The organism is Halomonas sp. PAMB 3232, from assembly GCF_031954225.1.
GTDB lineage: Bacteria > Pseudomonadota > Gammaproteobacteria > Pseudomonadales > Halomonadaceae > Vreelandella.
This window is the reverse complement of the sequence record NZ_CP134865.1, coordinates 1,173,461-1,194,057: the sequence shown is the minus strand read 5'-3', so window position 1 is coordinate 1,194,057 and position 20,597 is coordinate 1,173,461. Positions and strand designations below refer to the sequence as shown.

Sequence of the window (20,597 nt, the reverse complement as noted above, 5' to 3'; positions counted from 1 at the left end):
AAAAGCGTTCAGTCGTCCTGGTCGGTGACCGCGCCGGTGCTGGCGGAGCTTACGTGGCGCGCGTACTTGGCGAGCACGCCACGGGTATAGCGGGGCTCGGGCTTTCGCCACTGGCTTTGGCGACGAACCATCTCTTCATCGCTAACGTCGATATCGATGGTGTCCGCCTCGGCATCGATGGTGATGAGATCGCCGTTTTCGACCAGCCCCAGCGGGCCGCCTTCGAAGGCTTCCGGCGACACGTGGCCCACCACGAACCCGTGGCTGCCGCCGGAGAAGCGCCCGTCGGTGATCAGTGCGACGTCGTTACCCAAGCCCCGGCCCATGATGGCGGAGGTCGGCGTCAGCATTTCACGCATGCCCGGCCCACCCTTCGGGCCTTCGTAGCGAATCACGACCACGTCACCGGCGACCACGGTACCGTCGTTGATGCGCGCCTGGGCTTCCTCTTCCGAGCCGAATACCCGGGCAGGTCCTGAAAAACGCGTGCCTTCCTTGCCGGTGATCTTGGCAACCGCCCCTTCCGGCGCTAGGTTGCCGTAGAGAATGCGCAGATGGCTTTGCGCCTTGATCGGCTTATCGAGCGGCGCGATGATCGACTGATCCATCGGGTAGGGCTCGACGCCCGCCAGGTTTTCGGCCAAGGTCTTTCCGGTGACGGTCAGGCAGTCGCCGTGCAAAAGCCCGGCCTCGAGCAGAATTTTCATCAGCGGCTGAATGCCGCCAATGGCGACCAGCTCGCTCATCATGTAGTGGCCGCTGGGGCGCAGATCCGCCACCACCGGTACGCGCTTGCCGATCTCGGTGAAGTCCGAAAGCGTTAGCTCAACCCCGATGGTGCGCGCCATGCCGATCAGATGCAGCACCGCGTTGGTGGAGCCGCCGAGCGCAATGATCACGGTGATCGCGTTCTCGAAGGCCTGGCGGGTCATGATGTCGGAGGGCTTGATATCGGCTTTCAACAGCTCGAGCACCGCTTCGCCAGCCGCTTTACAGTCGTCGCGCTTCTCCTGGGAGATGGCGTTTTGCGCGGAGCTTCCCGGCAGGCTCATGCCGAGTGCCTCGATCGCCGAGGCCATCGTGTTGGCGGTGTACATGCCGCCGCAGGAGCCGGGGCCGGGAATCGCGGTCTCTTCGATCTGCTTGAGCTCGATCAGGTCCATGTCGCCGCGCGAATGCGCGCCCATGGCCTCGAACACCGAGACGATATCGGTGTGGCCCTTGCCCGGCATGATGGTGCCGCCGTAGACGAACACGCTGGGGCGATCCAGGCGCGCAAGGCCCATTACGCAGCCGGGCATGTTCTTGTCACAGCCGCCAATCGCGACCAGCCCATCGAAGCCCTCACAACCGGCCACGGTCTCGATGGAGTCCGCGATGACTTCACGCGAAACCAGCGAGTACTTCATGCCCTCGGTGCCGTTGGCGATGCCGTCGCTGATGGTGATGGTGTTGAACACCACGCCCTTGCCGCCGGCGGCGTCGGCGCCTTCGCGGGCAAGCTCGGCCAGCTCACCGATATGGCTGTTGCACGGCGTCACCATGCTCCAGGTCGAGGCCACGCCCACCTGAGGCTTTTTGAAATCCTCGTCGTTGAAGCCTACCGCGCGCAGCATCGCGCGGCTGGCCGCCTTACCCGGACCGTCGACGACGGGGGCGGAGTGGCGGCGCGAGCCTTGCGCTGCGTCTTGCGATGTGGCGTCTTGTGAAGCGTTCTGAGAAGGGCTAGTCGGCTCGGTCATGGCGGGCTCCTTGTGTTTTTCGTGTTCTAAAAAACGTCATAGCTTGGCGATGCGCGGGCCTCACTGCAAGATGCACAGGGCAATTATCCGGCAAAATTCTACCCACGCCGCGAGTAAAGACAAACGTGTCGAAACTCATTAAGATCATGACCTTCCAACAACGTATTGATTTTCAAACGACACCGTGAGGTCACCATGGAGCCGCAAGAGAAAAACGAGCTGTTGAAAAGCGTCGCGGAGCCGCTTTACCGCGGTAAACTCTGGATGCAGCTGATCGGCGTCATGCTCATTCTGGGCGGGGTGTTAACGGCGATTACCGTCGTCGGTATCATCGTCGCCTGGATACCGATCTGGGCGGGCGTCGTGCTCTTCCAGGCGGCCAGTGCCAGTCAGCGCGCCTATCAAAGCGGCGACGAGCGTGAGCTGCGCTTTGCGCTTTCAAAGCTCAAGACCCACTTCACCATTTTCGGCGTGCTGGTGCTGCTCTACCTTCTGCTGTTCGTGGGCATGGCCTTTCTGGGCCTGATGGGGATTGGTAACGTCACGCTCTCCTACTGACGAAACGTTCAACCTGCCGGGATGTGTCCATGTCGCGCCTTTCTACGCCCCCACTGACGCCCGGTTTCATGGTGGTGCACGCCAACCGGCTCGAGGACCTGCGCGCCGTGGTCATCGAGTGGATGCGCCTGCACCCGCTGGGGCCGCTGGAAAACGAAACCATTCTGGTGCAGAGCAACGGCATCGGCCAGTGGCTCAAACTCGCGCTCGCTGAAGACCCCGAAAACGGCGGCGCGGGCATTGCCGCCGCGCTCGACGTGACCCTGCCCGCCCGCTTTCTCTGGCAGGCCTACCGCACCGTGCTGACGCACATAAGCGGCGCGGATGATGCGGTGCCGGAAACCTCGCCGTTCGATAAGTCGCGCCTGGTGTGGCGGCTCTTGCGCCTGCTGCCCGCCCTGGTAGCAGAGCCGGTCTTCGAGCCGCTCGCCCGCTTTCTCGAGTTCGACCGCGACCAGCGTAAGCACTACCAGCTCGCCGAGCGGCTGGCGGATCTGTTCGATCAGTACCAGGTGTACCGGGCGGACTGGCTCGACGCCTGGGCTAAAGAAGACGACGTGCTCATCGGCGCCCGCGGCGAGCGCCGCGCGTTGGAAGAGCACCAGCGCTGGCAGCCCGCGCTCTGGCGCCGTCTTAGAGAGGACGTCGCCGCCACCCAGGGCCCTCGCGGGCTCGAGAGCAGCCGGGCAAGCGTCCACCAGCGCTTTCTCGAGGCCACCGAGCACCTGAAGGGCCATGCCTGCCCGCCCAAGGTGCCAAGGCGGCTGATCATCTTCGGTATTTCGTCGCTGCCAAGCCAGACCCTCGAGGCACTGGCCGCGCTTTCGCGCTGCTGCCAGATCGTGCTCTGCGTACATAACCCCTGCCAGTACTACTGGGCGGACATCATCGAGCACAAGGACCTCTTGCGCGCCAGCCGCTACCGCCAGACCCGTAAGGCCGGTATGCCGGAAGCGCTCGACGTACTCGGCACCGGCGACATTGAGGGCGCGCTGCACCTGCACGCCCAGCCGCTGCTCGCCGCCTGGGGTAAACAGGGCCGCGACTACCTGCGCCTGATCGACGAGCACGACGACACCGGCGATTATCAGAGCCTTTTCGAGCAGCGCGCGCTGCGCATCGACATGTTCGAGCCCTTCTCGCTGGAAGGCGGCGGCACGCTCTTGAGCCAGCTTCAGGACGATATCCGCGAGCTGCGCCCGGTGCCCGAGACCCGCGAGCACTGGCCGGCCCCGATTGATACCGACGACTCGATCGTCTTTCACATCGCCCACGGCCCCCAGCGTGAGGTCGAGATTCTGCACGACCAGCTTTTGGCCGCGTTCAGCCGTGATCCGAACCTGCGCCCGCGGGACATTATCGTCATGGTACCGGACATCGACCGCTACGCGCCGCACATCGAGGCGGTGTTTGGCCAGCTCAATCAGGACGACCCGCGCTTCATCCCGCACACGCTTTCGGACCAGGCCAGCCGCCACCGGCTGCCGCTGATGATCGCGCTGGAAAAACTGCTGCGCCTGCCGGAGCTTCGCCTCTCCACCAGCGACGTGCTGGATTTGCTCGACGTACCGGCGCTACGCCAGCGCTTTGGGCTCGAGGAGCGCGACCTGCCCACGCTTGCGCGCTGGATGGAAGGCGCGGGCATTCGCTGGGGGTTGAACGCCCGCGCCCGAGCGCATCTGGAGCTGCCCGGCGGGCTCGCCCAGAACACCTGGGCCTTTGGGCTTCGACGGCTACTGCTTGGCTACAGCGTGGGCGAGGCTAGCGCCTGGCAGGGCATCGAGCCGTTTGACGATATCGGCGGGCTGGAGGCGCGCCTGGCCGGGCCCCTGGCCACACTTCTGGAAAAACTCGAAGCCACCTGGGAGCGCTTTTGCGAGCCGGCGGACGCCGCCACCTGGGTGGCGCGGCTGCGCGAGCTTCTGGAGACCTTCTTTTTCACCGACGACCCGGCCGAGAGCGTCATGCTGGCAAAGCTCGAAAACGGCCTGCAGCAGATGCTCGAGAGTACCCGGGAAGCCGCGCTCAATGAGGCGCTTCCGCTCTCGATGGTGCGCGAGCACTGGCTGTCACAGATCGACGAGCATAGCCTTTCCCAGCGCTTTCTGGCCGGCGCGGTCAACTTCGCCACGCTCATGCCGATGCGCGCCATTCCCTTCAAACGGGTGTGCCTTTTGGGGATGAACGACGGCGAGTATCCGCGCTCCCAGCCGCCGCTGGATTTCGACCTGATGGGCGGCGACTACCGCCCCGGCGACCGTTCGCGGCGCGAGGACGACCGCTATCTGTTTCTGGAGGCGCTGCTCTCCGCCCGTGACCAGCTCTACGTGAGCTGGGTGGGCAAAAGCCAGATCGACAACGCTCCGCTCCCGCCGTCGGTGCTGGTCGGCCAACTGCGCGAACACCTGGCCGCCGGCTGGCAGCGCGACGGCGATGATCTTCTAGCGCGGCTCACCACCGAGCACCCGCTGCAGCCCTTCAGCCGGCGCTACTTCGGCCAGGACGAGGCGCTCTTTACCTACGCCCATGAGTGGCGTGAGGTGCACACCGCGCAGAGCGCCCGCGAATCGGCACCGCTCCCCGCGCCTGCCGAGAGCGAGCCGGCCACGCTCAATCTCGCCCAGCTGGGCAGTTTCCTGCGTGAGCCGGTGAAGAGCTTTTTCAACGCGCGACTGGGCGTCTACTTCGAGCAGGAAGCGATTGCCGAGCTCGACGCCGAACCCTTTGCGCTGGACGGCCTGCAGAACTGGCAGCTTCAGGATCGGCTGATCGCCGCCCAGCGCCGCGCGGTGGACAATAACGAGCCGCGCATCGAGGCGCTCGACGAGCAGCTGTCGCGCTTTCAGGGCCAGGGCGTGCTCGCCATCGGCGCCTTTGGCGAGCGCATGCGCGCCTCGCTCGCCGAGCCGATGGAGGCGCTGTTCGAAAAGTACGAACAGATGCTGGCCGCCTGGCCGCACCAGGCGAGCGCCGCCCAACGGGTGTGGCTCGCTTTTGAGCAAGGCCCAACGCTCGAGGACTGGCTGGGCGAGGTGCGTTTGAACGAGGCCGGCGAGCGCTGCCGGGTGCTGCTGTTGAGTTCGAGCCTGGTGAAGCAGAGCAAATATCAGTGGCACCACCTGCTGCGCCACTGGGTCGCGCATCTGGCGGGCAATCTCGATGCCCCCATGACCACCGCGCTGATCTCGAAAGCCGGTAGCGTCACGCTTGAGCCGGTAGCGCCCGACACTGCGAAGGCGCACCTTGCGACCCAGCTCGATGCCTGGCGCCAGGGCCAGCAAGGGCCGCTGCCGCTGGCGACGCAGGCCGGGTTCGAGTGGCTTAACAAGCTCGGCACGACCGATAGCGACCGGGACAGCCCCGCGTTTGCCGCCGCCGAAAGTGCCTATGAGGGCGGGCGCTACCAGAGGGGGGATGTCACCCAAAGCGCTTATCTCGCTCACCAGTGGTCGAGCTTCGAGCAGCTGTTCACCGCCCGCACCGCTCAGGGCGAAGGCTTTGCCGAGCTGGTCGAGCGCCTTTATGCGCCGCTGTTCAAGGCGGTCAAGGGCGACAAGAAAGGTGACAAAAGAGCTGACAGGAAAAGCGACTCAAAAGGCGGGCGTTAACCGCCCGCCGATTGGCGCTTTAAAGTACGAGCCGCGCCTGGCTCGATCAGGGGCAGGTTTCCGGCGTGGCGTGGCTTAACGACAGGATGCGTTTGGCCAGGGCGATCATGTCCGGGTCGCCGGTGTGCTTGTCCGGCACGTCGGATAGCTTGATGACCGGAAGCCACCCCTGGCCTTCCGGGCGCGCCTTGACCATCTTGATCACCATGTTCATCGGCTCGACGCCGACATCGTTGGTGAAGTTGGTGCCGATGCCAAAGGCGGTGCCAATGCGCCCCTGGCAGAACGCCTGGATGCGCTCGACCCGCTCCGGCGTCAGCGCATCGGAGAAGATGATCGTTTTGGTTTGCGGGTTCACGCCCAGGCGCTTGTAGTGCTCGATGGTCGCCTTGGCGAACTCCACCGGGTCGCCGCTATCGTGGCGCACGCCGTCGAAGAGCTTGGCGAACTTCTTGTCGAAGCTTTCGAAAAACGCCTTGGTGGTGAAGGTATCGGTCAGCGCGATGCCGAGATCGCCGCGATACACGTCCACCCAGTGCTCGAGCGCCAGGCTGTTGGCCATTTTGAAGCCAAAGCGCGCGCCGTGGAACATGAACCACTCGTGGGCGTGGGTGCCAATCGGCTTCACCCCGTGGCGCATGGCCAAAAGCACGTTGCTGGTACCGGTGAAGGTGTCGCCGCCGTAGTGGCGAAGCGCGCCCACGACCCGGTCGTGCACCGCAAACGAAAAGCGCCGCCGCGTGCCGAACTCGGCGATCTTGAGGCCCAGATCGCGGTAGTGTTCGATCTTCTCGCGGGTACGCTCCTCGATCAGCTCCGCCGTGTTGTCCGGGGCGTGTTCGTCGCGCAGCACGTACCAGAGCTCGCTGATCAGCGCCATCAGCGGCACTTCCCACAGGATGGTGCGGTACCAGGGGCCTTCGATGACCACCGACACGTCGCTTCCCTGCTGCTCGACGATCACCTCGGAGGGGTCGTAACGAAACCCGGCGAGAAAATCGAGGTAGGTCGGGTCGAGGTACGGGCAGGTGGTTTCCAGATAACGCTTCTCGTCCTCGCTGAGCGCAAGCGATGCCATCTTGTCCACTTCCCGGCGAAGCGCGGCGCCAAACCCGTCAGGAAAGCGATGCTCGCCCCGGTTGATGAAGGCGTAGTGCGCGTGGGCGTAGGGGAAGCGCTTAATCACGGCGTTTTGCATCGTGATCTTGTAAAAATCGTTATCGAGAAGCGATGTCAGCATGGTGTCTCATCGTCAGCATAAACTTAAAGCCACGACAGCGTATGACGGCTATCCTGGCGTGGCTGGCCGACAAGATTAGCAGGTGACGGGCCTGACTCACAGCCCGGGCAAACGCCGCCCGCCTTTTGATCCCCTCAAACCATCGCGATATAGTGCCAAACCTGCGCCTCCGGGCGCCTTTTCCTGCCGCACCCGGAGACCTCATGAGCCAACCCGCCCCACTCGACCCACTGGGCCTGCCGCTACACGGCAGCCGCTTGATCGAGGCCAGTGCCGGCACCGGCAAGACCTTCACGATCGCGCTTTTGTACGTGCGCCTGGTGCTGGGCGGTCATTCTCAAGAGGACGACACCGCCTACCCGCGCCCGCTCACGCCGCCGGAAATTCTGGTGGTGACGTTCACCAATGCCGCCACCCAGGAGCTTCGCGAGCGTATTCGCGCGCGGCTGGTGGAAGCCGCGGCGGTGTTTCGCGGTGCCCAAAATGACGACCTGCTGTGTGAACTTCGCGCCCAGTACGATGAAGGCGCCTGGCCCGCCTGCGCCCGCCGGCTGGAGTTGGCCGCCGAATGGATGGACGAGGCGGCGGTATCGACCATTCACAGCTGGTGCTACCGGATGCTGCGCGAGCACGCCTTCGATAGCGGCAGCCTCTTCTCACTTAACCTGGAAAACGACCAGCGCGAGCTCGAGCAGGAGGTGGTACGCGACTACTGGCGCACCTTCTACTACCCGCTGGATATCGAGGCGCTTGCCCACATCACCCGCTACTGGAAAGCGCCGAAAGAACTGCATGAGACGCTCTCACGGCTGCTGGCGGAGTGCGAGGCGCTTGGCGAGCCGCGCCCGGCCCCACAAACGACCCTGGCCGCGGTGGAGGCGCAAAAGCATGAGGCGCTGGCGGCGCTGAAAGCCCCCTGGCCCCAATGGCTCGACGAGCTGGTGCCGGCACTGGAAAACGCGGCGAAGGCCAAGGCGTTCAAGGGCCAGAGTTTCAACGCCAAAAGCCGCGCCAACTGGCTGGGGGCGCTCAAGGAGTGGGCCCAAAGCGATCGGGAGCGCCCGGCGCTGACCGACTCGGCCTGGAAGCGCCTGACGCCGGAAGGCATGGCGGAGATCTGGATAGAGGGCGAGCCGCCCTGCCCCGAGGCCTGGCAGGCACTGGCCGCGCTCAAGCCGGCGCTCGATACGCTGCCAGAGCCCTACAGTGATCTTCTGATTCACGCCGTGCAGTGGTGCAAGGTGCGCCTGGAGCGCGAGCAGCAGCGCCGCGCCGAAATGGGCCCGACTGAGCTTTTGACCCATCTGGACCGAGCGCTCAAGGGCCCCAACCGCGAGGCGCTGGCGGCTCAGATCCGCCGCCAGTTTCCGGTCGCGCTGATCGACGAGTTCCAGGACACCGACCCGGTGCAGTACCGCATTTTCGATGCGGTCTACCAGGTAGCCACTCAACGCCGCGACAGCGCGATTCTGCTGATCGGCGACCCCAAGCAGGCGATCTACGCCTTTCGCGGCGCGGATATCTTCACCTACCTGCAGGCCCGCCAGGATACCGACGGCCGCCACGTCACGCTTTCAACCAACTTTCGCTCCACCCGCGCCATGGTCGAGGCGGTCAACCACTGCTTTCGCTACGCCGACGCGCATCCGCGCGGCGCATTTTTGTTTCGCGACGAGCACGGCGACAACCCGCTGCCGTTTCTGCCGGTGGAGGCCCGCGGGCGCAGCGAGCAGCTGGTACACGAAGGCGCCCCGCTCCCGGCGATGACGCTCTGGCCCCTGGAAAGCAACGAGCCGCTCTCGAAAACCGCCTACCAGACCGAGATGGCCGAACGCTGCGCCTCTCACATGGCCGCACTTCTGGAGTCGGGCCGCCGGGGGCAAAGCGGCTTTCAAAGCGAGCAGGGCCTGACGCCGCTGAAGCCTTCCGACATGGCGGTGCTGGTCAACGGCCTGAGCGAGGCCCGCGCGATCCGCCTGGCGCTTTCAAGCCGCGGGGTAAAAAGCGTGTACCTGTCGGACCACGACAAGGTGTTCGCCTCGCCCATGGCCGCCCAGGTGGAGCGGTGGCTTCGCGCCTGCGCCGAGCCGCTGGCAAGCTCGCGCCAGGCCGAGGCGCACCTGAGAGCGGCACTGGCGACACCTGCGCTGGGGCTAAGTCTCGCCGAGCTCGACCACCTGCAGCAAAACGAGCTGGCCTGGGAGGCGCGGGTGGTGCAGTTTAGCCACTACCACCGCCTGTGGCAGCGCCAGGGGGTGCTTCCGCTGGTGCGCCGGCTGATGGCGGACTTCGAGATTCCCGCTCGTCTTCTGGCCGAGTTCGAAGACAGTGAGCGCTTACTCACCGATCTTCTGCACCTGGGCGAGCTTTTACAGCAGGCAAGCCAGGAGCTCGACGGCGAGCACGCCCTGATCCGCTTTCTGATGGAAGCCATTGCCGACCCAAACAGTCAGAACGACAGCCACAAGCTGCGCCTGGAGAGCGACGCCGACCTGGTCAAGGTGGTCACCATTCACAAGTCCAAGGGCCTCGAGTACCCGCTGGTGTTTCTGCCCTTCATCCAGAACCACCGCCCAGTGAAGGCGGACGATCTGCCGCTTCGCTGGCACGACGGTGACGGCCAGCTGCGCCTTAGCCTGAACGCCGACGAGGAAATACTCGCGATTGCCGAGCGTGAACGCCTGGGTGAGGATTTGCGCAAGCTGTACGTGGCGCTGACCCGCGCCCGCCACGCGACCTGGCTGGGCCTGGCCCCGCTGAAGGAGGGCGAGGCGAGCGCGGTGGGGTATCTGTTGAACGCGGGCCAGCCCATCGCCCCCGCCGCGCTCGCCACGGCGCTGGAGGCGCTTGCGAAAGGCAGCGACATCCACGTGGCCGAGCCGCCGGCGCCCACCGCGCTGCGGCTGGCCCCGGCGCTTGATAGCGAGACGCTGGGCCACGCCCGCGTGCCAACGCGGCCGGCCCGCGAGCACTGGTGGATCGCCAGCTATTCGGCGCTGCGCCTTTCCGGCACGCTCACCGCACCTTCGAGCGCGCCGCTGGAGCCCACTACCGCCCAGGAAGCGACCGCGTTCGAGGTGCTTAATGAGCCCCAGGACCTGGCCGAGCCCCAGGCGTTTCACCTGCACAAGTTCCCCCGCGGGCCGGGGCCGGGCACCTTTCTGCACGGCCTTCTGGAGTGGGCGGGCCGCGCCGGCTTTCAGGCCGCACTCGATGATGACGAGGCCTTCGAGGACATGCTCTGGCGCCGGGTGCAGCTTCGCGGCTGGCAGGTGTGGCAGGCGCCGCTTTCCGGCTGGCTAAAGGCGCTTTTAGCCACGCCCCTGCCGCTTGGCGGGGCGCAAAGCGTGGCGCTGACCGAGCTCAGTGATTACCAGGTGGAGCTCGAGTTCTGGCTGGCCGCCAAAGCAGTGGATACCCGCCGAATCGACGCGCTGGTGAGCGAGCACTTTTTGGCCGGCCACGCCCGCCCGGCGCTGGACCGCGACACGCTCAACGGCATGCTCAAGGGCTTCATCGACCTGGCCTTCGAGCACGACGGCCGCTTTTACGTGCTCGACTGGAAATCCAACTACCTGGGCCCGACGGATGCCGCCTACGAGCAGGAAGCGCTGCGCCAGGCGCTGCTGGAGAAACGCTACGACCTGCAGGCCGCGCTCTACCTGCTCGCCCTGCACCGGCTCTTGAAAGCGCGCCTGAGTGACTACGACCCGCACCGCCACTTGGGCGGCTCGCTCACCGTGTTTTTGCGCGGCAGTTCGAGCCAGGGCCGGGGCGTGTACGCCGAGCCCGCGCCCATCGCGCTGATCGAGGCGCTGGATGCCCTGTTCACCGGCGCCCAGCAGGAGGCCACCGCATGAGCCGTAAGGACACGCAGACCTTCGACCTTTTCGATACGCCGGATGAGCCCGCCACGCGTGAGCCCAGCGCCAACGCCGCGCCCGTCGCCCCAGCCACACCGCACGCTGCGCTTCATGACCCTCAGGCGCTGCTCGATCTGCTCGAGCGCTGGGTGGCGCGGGGCTGGCTGCGCGATCTGGACCGGGCGCTGGCGCGCTTTCTGCTGACGGAAGCCCCGGCCGCCCCGGCGCTGTTGCTGCTGGCGGCGGCGCTTGCCAGCCACCAGCTCGGCCGCGGGCACGTATGCCTGGAGTTGGCCGCCACCCTGGACGCGCCGGATTTCGCGCTATCGCTGCCGCCGGAAGGCGACGACCTGATCGAGCCGCCGCTGCTGCCAAGCGCGCTGCTCGAAACGCTAACGCTTGCACAGTGGCAGGCCGCGCTCGATCACCCGCTGCTGGTAAGTCACGGCCCCGGCAACACGCCACTGGTCGCCAGCGCCACGCGCCTTTATCTGCGCCGTTTTTGGCAATACGAGCAGACCCTGCACGCGGAAATCGCCACCCGCCTCACCGCAAACGAAGATGTATTCGAGCAGGCTAATACGGGTAGGAGCCCAGTTCACTGGGCGATGGATGACGCCAGTCATCCCGATCACGCCACAGCAACTGACCTTCTTTCCCGGGCCCTAAACACCCTCTTCACTAATACCCAAACCCTGGACTGGCAAAAAACCGCCTGTGCGCTGGCCGCTCGCCGCCGCTTCGCCGTCATCACCGGCGGCCCCGGCACCGGCAAGACCACCACCGTGGTGCGCCTGCTCGCGCTGCTGCAAACCCTGCGGCTCTCCCACGCCCCGGCGGAGCCGCTACGCATCCGCCTGGCCGCTCCCACCGGCAAGGCCGCCGCGCGGCTCAATGAGTCCATCGCCGGCCAGGTCAGCGGGTTGCCCACCGCTGCGCTCGAGGCGCTGCTGGGCGAGCACTTTGATGGCGCGCTAGACGGCGCCATCCCCACCGAGGTCACCACCCTTCACCGGCTACTGGGTGCGCGCCCCGACACCCGCCACTTCCGCCACGGCCCGCACAACCCGCTCGCACTCGACGTGCTGGTGATCGACGAAGCCTCGATGGTGGATATCGAAATGATGACCGCCGTGCTCAGCGCCCTGCCCGCAAACGCCCAGCTGGTGCTGCTGGGCGACAAGGATCAGCTCGCCTCGGTCGAGGCCGGCGCGGTGCTCGGCGAGCTGTGCCGCCGCGCCGAGGCCGCCCACTACACCAGGGCGACCGCCGCCTGGCTCGAAGCCGCCACCGGCCAGCCGATACCGGAGGCCTTCATCGACGAGCAGGGCCAACCGCTGGATCAGACGATCACCATGCTGCGGGTCAGCCACCGCTTTAATGAGCAAAGCGGCATCGGCCAGCTCGCCCAGGCGATCAACCAGCCCGGCGACGCCATGAGCGAGCGTGACAAACAGCAGGCGGTGAACCAGCTATTGCGCCAGGGCTACCCAGATGTACAGCACCGCGTGCTGGGTGGCGCAAGCGGCCAAGACGATGCCGCGCTTGACGCGCTGGTGATCGACGGGAGCCCCGCGGGCTTTACGCAAAACGGCGAAGGCCGCACCGATCACAAGGGTAACCCCGTGGCCCCGCCCACCGGCTACCGCCACTATTTGAGCGTGCTCAAGGCCCAGCGCCCCGAAGGCGCCTCCTTCGAGGCGGACCCGGGCGCATTCGACGCCTGGGCCGGCCAAGTGCTGACCGCTTACGGGCGCTTTCAGCTTCTGTGCGCGCTGCGCAAGGGCCCCTGGGGCGTGGAAGGGTTGAATCCGCGCATCGCTCATACTCTTCGCCGAAACGGGTGGCTGAGTGCCAACGACGTGACGCTGGAGAAAGGCTGGTACGAGGGCCGCCCGGTGCTGGTCACCCAGAACGACTATGCGCTAAAACTGATGAACGGCGACATCGGCATCACGCTGGCCGTGCCCGACCCGCGCGCGCCCGGCCAGTCGCTTTTGCGCGTCGCGTTTCCGACGAGCGACCCGGCCCACCCCATCCGCTGGGTGCTGCCCTCGCGCCTGCACTCGGTGGAAACCGTGTTCGCGATGACGGTGCATAAATCCCAGGGCTCGGAGTTCGTCCACACGGCACTCCTGCTGCCCGCCACGATCAACCCGATTCTAACGCGCGAACTCGTCTATACCGGCATCACCCGCGCCCGCGAGTGGCTGACCGTGGTGGAAGCCAAGCGCGGAATCTTGAATGAGGCGGTGGTGCGGGAAGTCATGCGGGCTTGATCCGTATAGCGGGCAAGGTTAAAACACTCACGGTCGAGCGCACGGGAACGGCGCCTGGCCATTAAAAAACCCGCTGTAATCGAGGCGGTACAACGCTATCAACGCAAGGGATTTGCCAATGAAGTATCAAAAACGGATGGGCCACATGGGGCGTCAGGCTTTTTCCCTGCTGTCGCGGCTGGGCCGTCACGAACTCGCCCTGCTGCTGTGCCTGGCGATCATTTCCGGCGGCATTTGGGGCTTCGTCGCGCTGGCCGGTGAAGTCATCGAGGGCGACACCCAGAGCTTCGACGAGCGCCTGCTGCTCGCCCTTCGCAACCCCGCCGACCTGAACGACCCGATCGGCCCGGGCTGGGTCGAGGAGATGGGCCGGGACTTCACCGCACTCGGCGGCGTGGGCGTGCTGGTAATGCTCACGCTGGGGGCGCTGGGGTATCTGCTACTGGCCAAACACTTTCGCGCCGCACTCTTCGCGCTGGTGGCGGTGCCCGGCGGCATTCTGCTCAGTACCGTGATGAAGCTGGGCTTCGATCGCCCCCGCCCGGATCTCGTGCCCCACGAAGCCATGGTCTACACCGCGAGCTTTCCCAGCGGCCACTCCATGATGTCCGCCGTGACGTATCTCACGCTGGCCGCCCTCCTCATCCGTATCCAGCCCGCGCTGCGCTTGAAAGCGTACCTGCTGATCCTGGCGATACTGCTCACCCTGCTGGTGGGCGCAAGCCGCGTTTATCTCGGCGTTCACTGGCCGACCGACGTGCTCGCCGGCTGGACCGCCGGCGCGAGCTGGGCCGCGATTTGCTGGGGCGTGATGCACTGGATGCAGGGGCGTGGGCAGATCGAGGCGGAAGCGCGCGAGGCGAGCAGCGACTAGCCCGACCTTGATGCGGGAACGGGCGTAGACCGACATCACCCGCGCCCGCGAATGGCTGCCCCTCAAGAAGCCAAGGGCTACGCCGCCAAACCAGCCGCTTAGCCTTTGGGAAGCGTTTCAGGGCGAATATAGGGAAACAGGTGCGCGACATAATCGGCCTTCCCAAGCTCGACCTTCTCGCTGCGCAAGATGGAATAGGCGGTCATGATGTGGAAGTAGAACTGCCCCAGCGTCCAATCGCGGGCATACTGCTCGGCGGTTAAGTCGAGAATCATACCGTTGGGCAGCTCGTGCACTAACGGCTTATCCGCCTTGGCATCCAGCGCATCAAAAGCCAGCCCGTTGAGCAAGGCAAGGGTTTCCTCAATACGCGCCTGCGCCTCTGCAAACGTTCCAGGGTTCTCTCCGGCATTTCGTCCCTCGTCGAGCATTTCCTTGATAGAAGCCGGTAGCGCCTCACCCTGCAACCGGTGGACGGCCTCTTGCGCCTGCACGCAAGCAAACCGCACCTGCGTCGACAGCGGGAACATATCCGGCGCAAGCCGCGCGGAGAGCAGCGCTTGTGCCTCGGCATCAGGCAGCTGGCTTTGAGCCTTCTTTAACCAGTTGGAAAGCGCGCCCAGCATTTGGGTGTAAGTGGGTACCAGCAGCTGCGTTAGTGACATGGATTCTCTTCCTGTTGAATCGATGGTGGCCGAATGATTGTGAGGGCGAGGCTTCTTTATAAACGTGAGTTATTGCGAATAATAGCCATCAAGTCGGTTGCACCGTGATGAAGTTGGGCTTTGACCGCCCCCGCCCGGATCTCGCGCCGCATGAAGCCATGATCTACACCGCGAGCTTTTCCAGCGGCCACTCCATGATGTTCGGCGTGACCTACCTGACTCTGGCCGTCCTCCTCATCCGCATTCAGCCCGCGCTGCGACTGAATGCGTACCTGCTGATCCTGGCGATACTGCTGACTCTGCTCGGCTGGACCGCCGGCGCGAGCTGGGCCGCGATCTGCTGGGGCGTGATGCACTGGATGCAGGGACGTAGGCAGATTGAGAAGGAAGAGAGTGAGGCGGGTAGCGATTAATCCACTTCAAATTAATGCAGGGCAACTCACTGAAAGTGGCCCTAACAACATAGGGGGCCTTTTAGGCGATACTGATATAATGTATCAAATAGCAGCGCAGCTTTGATGCGTGCTTTTTCTTTGATTAGTTACTCTCTGGATTTCTTGGCACGCTTTTTTTCAATTTTTAGTGCAGCTACTCTTTTTCGCGACAGCCAACTGATCTATTTTTTCACTAGAATTTTCCGAATTGACCGTTAATTTTTTAAGGCATGCAGAAAAGCTTTTAGCGAGAAAAGCGAAGTAGAGATTAGAAACATGAATTACGGCGTTTAACGAATGAAATTAGTTGTAATTAATTTGGTATAAATAAATTAAGGGCTAACAACGACCTTGATGTCCGAACCTGATATGCTCTTGATATAAGAGTAGCTCGCTCCCAAGACTGCAAGCTGCTCCTGCGATACTTTCTTTACTGATATCGCAGGTTGCACGATCACAAATTTGAAGATCAGCTCGTGATCGTGACACTTGTTGCGAAGTATCTCCAGTTGCTGTGGTGTGCCTTTTAGAATTCTGTCGAAGTCATTGAGCAATGATTTCTGGTAGCGATCCATCAGTCGGTTGAAGAACTTATCACCGGTATGAAGCCACTTCACCGATCTCGACGCCTGTCCACATACCTCGTATACATCGGCGACGCGCGACCCAGGCGTGGCCACACCATTAGTCATCGGACAGAATTTGCAGTGGAAGAGGTCAATGTAGATAGCATCCTTGCTCTCTCGAATTGCTACTAGATCAGCGATTTCGCCTTTACCGTCATCGTTGAAGACGATTGAGTAATCCTCAGCGATCTTTGCAAATGTAAAACCTTGTACTGAATCCACACGCTTCTCTGGACGCATGGACTCTTGATGAATTTTCGTCGCTCCCCAACTCCAAGGTTCAAGCAAACCGACAGGCAGTTTGACATCCATACTGTTGAGTGAGTAATGACGGTAGTTGCCCTGTACCATGGAGCCGTCGACCTTGAGTAATACAAGTGGTTCTGCATCCAGATAGGAATCCAAGGGCATTTCGTGTGGACAAAGAATCTTCGCACCCGGGCAGGAGGTCTTGTACCCATCCTCCAACAAGTTGATAGCAATGGAAGTAAGATGACGCTCCCCACCATCATTACCTGCAACCAAGATGGGGATATTCAATGTCAGTGGGCCACTGTAATGAGGTTTACCAAGCTCGACATCAAGAAGATTAAACGTCTCCCCCTGATAATACAGCGAGATTCTTTGCTCGTTTTCAATCGCGATCGAATCAGGCCAGTCAGCGTAAAACAGGCCTTCTGGCCAGCACCTCTTGATTTGGTCAACACGCATAACATTTTTGAGTACATCAGCAGGGTCGATGGTGTTGTCATTGAGTTTGACCGAAATGCGCTTGCACCACTCTATCCAGTAGTTAATTGGGGAGGTATTCATCTCCCAAATCTTGCCTTTGTGCGAGCAGCCCACGGTAGTTCGTTCTCCATTCCAAAAACCTGTGGCAAAGATATTGGATTTTGTAGCATTGCCCTTTTCGATGTCGCTGATTACTTGATTTATATCGCGTCCGACATGCATCGTGAAGCGTAGGTCTTTCCGGGCGCGTGAAAGGCCTACGTTCTGTAGCTTCATCAATTGAATGTCGTGGAGTGTACGGAAGGTGGGCTCACCATTGATGCGACGTGAGTCTTTGGCAACAAGATTGAGAAAGCGAGCTGCCTGAGTGTCGTCGCCCGAGGTGTGAATAAAGAGGGTTTCCTGCATTTTGTTGTAAAAAGCAATATACAGATTCCAGTTGGTATCAATAATTTCTTCGGTCTGAGCCCATCCAACAGGAGTCTCTCTCCGGGTGACGACAATGACTGTATCAGACTGATCATTGATCGAAATGTACTGCAGTGTTTCTCTACGCCCATTCAAATATTGCGCACGCTTTGGAGTCCAGTCTTTAGGGGAAACGCGATACGCCACAGCACTAATTTTGGGGTTTGGGTTCAGTCCGAAAATCACTTGGGCATCATCAACGTCCGCAAACTGTTCGTTAAAATCCGACTTTGCAATTTCCCGGCTGACTTTTTGCTCACTTACATCGCGAATGACTGCCCCCCAGTCAGCACTCTCCTTATAAAGGGCTGACATTTGATGATCGGTCTTTTGATTAGCGATATTGGCCACAAACTTAGCATCACCAAGAGCCGCATCTACCCTAGTTAGCCGACCAATGAACTGTAGTGTTACAGCAGGGCTTTGATGTTGATCATGAATGGCGGCAATTTTAAGCTCGGGCAGATCGAAACCTTCGCCAAGCATATCTACACACACGATGACCCGGTGCTTTTTATTGACGATATCTGCCATCACTTTGGCTTGATTCGGCACCTTGCTATGGATAAGAACTGGCGTTAGATCAAGATACTGACCGTAAATCTCAAACAGGTCTTTAGCCCTCTTATGCGACTTGGCCCGAACCATCATCAAATGGTTATAACCTGCCTTAAGGTCAGCTCGGAGCAGCTCAACAGCCTTATCTGCAATGGCTTGGTCCGACAGTTTGAGGTTATATTCCCGTACTGGATGGAACTCAATACCTTTGAAATAGCCATCAAGCTGCGCATCACGAAGCGGGTAGTTGTAGATAATCTTGCCAGCCAAAGCCAAACCATCTTCCCGGAATGGCGTCGCAGTGAACTGAATGCAAGGTTTGTCCTTAAAGGCTATTTTGATTCGGCTCCAACTTGCTGCCACGACATGGTGAGCCTCATCAATCATCAAGTGGCTGCACATGTTCACTAACGAATCCAAAGCGGTATTTTCGAATAACAACAATGCTTGGGGAGTGGCCACAATGATGTTAGCAGTAGCTAATTCAGCAACCTGCGCCTCCGACAGCTTCGAATCAATGGCAGCAAGAATAGGATTGCGCGCCGTGTCCGATACTGCCCCAACTGTACGCAGCGTTTTCAACTCAGCGCATTTGTTCATCAATTGAGTTCTGAGAGCGTCCGATGGTACGAGAATCAATGTACGCCTCATTTTTGCGGCAATTATTAGCGCGAGCATTGTATCGGTTTTACCGGTGCCAGTGGGCATGACCACTGTCGCCGTAGTAGCGGGCTCAACCACCAGCTGACCTAGGGTCGCGTAAAGTGCGGCTAATTGTGGCTTTCGTAGACCAGACGTATTTGCCTTGGGGTCGTCCATTCTAAAATTGAATAGATGGTCTTGCCAGCTTTGATACACATCCGAATGCGTTATTACCAAGTCGTCCATGATGAATACCTGAGAACAGAAAGGTTTTTTGCTAGGTGGCACAATGCCCCTGTTGCAAATAACTTTAACTATGTAGGCATTAGAACAAGATCAGCCGGACCCAGACACTGGCTTTTTGAACTTATATTGCCGATATATCCGCTTAGGGGCTAAAAGCGAAATCATTCTAAAGAAATTTTCGCTCTAATATTCTACATAGTACCAGTTAATTTAGGTTAACTCTACTTCAACGGCTTAGCTTTTAGTCGGTAGCGAACACTTTACGATGCTACTGAGCCCCCGCTTCAATGCTACCGCTTACATCACCATGGTTCACGCGGCACTATTCATCTGAGTTGTGCCTACTGGTTGATCACGAAGACATAATAGTTGAGCCGAAATCCGCAGCTTCCTCACATGGCGTTAGCTCGGCTGTCTTCGCGCCATTGAATATATTAGCCCCATCTATATTATGTTATGGTTTCAACGAGTCACGATGATGCGAGCCGTTTTACTGCCGGTGCGTTTAGTACGCTGTGCCAACCGCTCGCCCCACCGTCAAAACCGCTTCAAAGGAACCCACAATGAAACCCATCTTCATAGCAGTGGGCCTGCTGGCGTGCTCCACTACTACCGCCTTTGCGCAGGATCACATGGATAGCGGCCTGGCTTACTTTCAGGACTACTGCCTGAAACCGGGCGGGAAGCTGGAAAAATCGATAGACCTGCTTTCCAATTCCGACATATTTGGCAACGAACGCAGCATGGGGTCAGACTTCACCTATGTCAGCTACACCGGCCCAGACGGCATTAATGCCTCGGTGCTGATCGGCGCCTCATTTACGGACGATAAATGCACCATCATCATGACCGGTGTGGACGAGCCGATGGCGCAGAGCGAAGCGCTGGCGGCCACCCTGACGGAGACCGCCGGTGCCGAGTTCATGGAGTGGGAGGCGTTCGAGGATTACGGCAACGGCGGCTTTGGCTATCGCGATGCCCAAGGGGATGTGGTCGTCGCGCCCGTGACCACCGGTATTTCGGATGACATCGTGCATTTGAGTTTCTACCCGAATTGATGGCGTTGCCCGGTGCGATTTAAGCTCTGATAAGAAGTAACCCGTTCAAATCGAACTGGGCATTTGTTGCCTTAGCTGCTCACCCAGCGCAATGAAATTCTCAGCCACGAAATCCCACGCTTTCTCAGCTTCCAAATCCTTGCTCTGCTGCGGACCATACTCCGTGGGCCGGGGGATGAACGCCGTTTTCAAGCCCAACGCCCTCGCCGCTCGTAAATCCGCATTATGCGCCGCGCACAGCATCACCTCTTCCGGCGGCAGATTCAGCAGACGGCTCGCGCCGAGATAAACTTCCGCGTCAGGCTTGTAGTGCTCGAACAGTTCGGCGCAGAAGATCATGTCCCAAGGCAGTTCGGCGTGGCGGGCCACGTCGACCATCAGCGAGACGTTGCCGTTGGTCAGTGTGGCGATGATGTAATTCTCTTTCAGACGCGCAAGGCCTGACTGCACGTCCGGCCAGGGCGTAAGGCGGTGCCAGAAGCGGTTGATGCGCTCGATCGTCGAAGCATCCAGTTCAATGCCGTGTTGATCGAGCAGTTCGACCAGGCTTTCGCGATGCAGGTCATCGAGGTTCGTCCAGGGGCATTCGCCCTTGCGGACCCGGTCCATCGAAGGCACGTAGCGCCCGCGCCACTGGTCGGTCAGCGTCTCTTTTGGCAATTCGATGCCCAGCTCCTGCTCCAGCTTGCCGAACTGCTGGATCAGGCTGGTGCGCCAGTCGACCACGGTACCGAATACGTCGAACAGGATCGCTTTCATTCATGTCTCCTTTTTGGCCTGTTGTTATTTTGAGTCTTGTCAGTATGGGGCTGAATTGCGCCCATCGATGACACGATCAGGCTGGTTGAAATGAAAGATAGCGTGGCGCTGGGCCTTTCGCTTATTGCGCCTCGGTGGCCTATCGTCGCGAGCCGAAGCTCTCACCCATAGAGCATGGTGTGCCTGCGGCTCCTTGAGAGTGTCCTCCAGCTTTTGCGTAGACGCTCATTTTCATCGCGCAGCTT

General features: G+C 61.1%; 12 protein-coding genes. 7 read left to right on the top strand and 5 right to left on the bottom strand.

Going from position 1 to position 20,597, the window contains the following annotated elements; all coding sequences use genetic code 11:
• Window positions 1–8: 8 nt before the first annotated feature.
• Window positions 9–1,742 carry a dihydroxy-acid dehydratase gene (gene ilvD / locus RN346_RS05545; protein WP_311962401.1) on the bottom strand — a complete coding sequence of 578 codons (1,734 nt, stop codon included), beginning with the start codon at window positions 1,740–1,742 and terminating at the stop codon, window positions 9–11.
• Between the two features lie 195 nt (window positions 1,743–1,937).
• Between ilvD and RN346_RS05540 the strand changes: the two genes are divergently transcribed.
• The gene (locus tag RN346_RS05540; protein WP_311962400.1) at window positions 1,938–2,300 is read left to right on the top strand and encodes a DUF5362 family protein; all 363 of its coding nucleotides are present in this window, start codon (window positions 1,938–1,940) and stop codon (window positions 2,298–2,300) included.
• 29 nt (window positions 2,301–2,329) lie between these two features.
• A complete protein-coding gene (gene recC / locus RN346_RS05535) occupies window positions 2,330–5,908 on the top strand; it encodes an exodeoxyribonuclease V subunit gamma (protein WP_311962399.1) in 3,579 nt (1,192 codons plus the stop codon).
• 46 nt (window positions 5,909–5,954) lie between these two features.
• Here recC and pncB read toward each other — a convergent pair whose 3' ends face one another.
• A complete protein-coding gene (gene pncB, locus RN346_RS05530) occupies window positions 5,955–7,148 on the bottom strand; it encodes a nicotinate phosphoribosyltransferase (protein ID WP_311962398.1) in 1,194 nt (397 codons plus the stop codon).
• A 203-nt stretch (window positions 7,149–7,351) separates the two neighbouring features.
• Between pncB and recB the strand changes: the two genes are divergently transcribed.
• The 3 genes from recB to RN346_RS05515 all read left to right on the top strand — a co-directional run bounded on the left by recB (window position 7,352) and on the right by RN346_RS05515 (window position 14,164).
• The gene (recB, locus tag RN346_RS05525) at window positions 7,352–11,008 is read left to right on the top strand and encodes an exodeoxyribonuclease V subunit beta (protein ID WP_311962396.1); all 3,657 of its coding nucleotides are present in this window, start codon (window positions 7,352–7,354) and stop codon (window positions 11,006–11,008) included.
• Window positions 11,005–13,290 (top strand): exodeoxyribonuclease V subunit alpha, encoded by a 2,286-nt coding sequence (gene recD, locus RN346_RS05520; protein ID WP_311962395.1) that lies wholly within the window; start codon window positions 11,005–11,007, stop codon window positions 13,288–13,290. Before recB ends, recD begins: the two co-directional genes overlap by 4 nt.
• 118 nt (window positions 13,291–13,408) lie before the next feature.
• Window positions 13,409–14,164, top strand: coding sequence for a phosphatase PAP2 family protein (locus RN346_RS05515; RefSeq protein WP_311962394.1), 756 nt, complete (start codon window positions 13,409–13,411; stop codon window positions 14,162–14,164).
• Window positions 14,165–14,262: 98 nt separating this feature from the next.
• Here the strand turns inward: RN346_RS05515 and RN346_RS05510 are convergent, their stop codons facing one another.
• Entirely contained in the window at window positions 14,263–14,829 is a 567-nt protein-coding gene (locus RN346_RS05510; protein ID WP_311962393.1) for a DUF1993 domain-containing protein, read from the bottom strand.
• Between the two features lie 107 nt (window positions 14,830–14,936).
• On the opposite strand from RN346_RS05510, the gene RN346_RS05505 reads away from it, so the two are divergent.
• A complete protein-coding gene (locus tag RN346_RS05505) occupies window positions 14,937–15,242 on the top strand; it encodes a phosphatase PAP2 family protein (protein ID WP_311962692.1) in 306 nt (101 codons plus the stop codon).
• A gap of 353 nt (window positions 15,243–15,595) precedes the next feature.
• On the opposite strand, the gene RN346_RS05500 is transcribed toward RN346_RS05505, so the two are convergent.
• Window positions 15,596–18,535 (bottom strand): DEAD/DEAH box helicase family protein, encoded by a 2,940-nt coding sequence (locus RN346_RS05500; RefSeq protein ID WP_311962392.1) that lies wholly within the window; start codon window positions 18,533–18,535, stop codon window positions 15,596–15,598.
• Window positions 18,536–19,098: 563 nt separating this feature from the next.
• On the opposite strand from RN346_RS05500, the gene RN346_RS05495 reads away from it, so the two are divergent.
• Window positions 19,099–19,593: a hypothetical protein gene (locus RN346_RS05495; protein WP_311962391.1), complete on the top strand. Its 495-nt coding sequence runs from the start codon at window positions 19,099–19,101 to the stop codon at window positions 19,591–19,593.
• A gap of 45 nt (window positions 19,594–19,638) precedes the next feature.
• Here RN346_RS05495 and RN346_RS05490 read toward each other — a convergent pair whose 3' ends face one another.
• Window positions 19,639–20,352: a haloacid dehalogenase type II gene (locus tag RN346_RS05490; RefSeq protein WP_311962390.1), complete on the bottom strand. Its 714-nt coding sequence runs from the start codon at window positions 20,350–20,352 to the stop codon at window positions 19,639–19,641.
• Window positions 20,353–20,597: the final 245 nt, after the last annotated feature.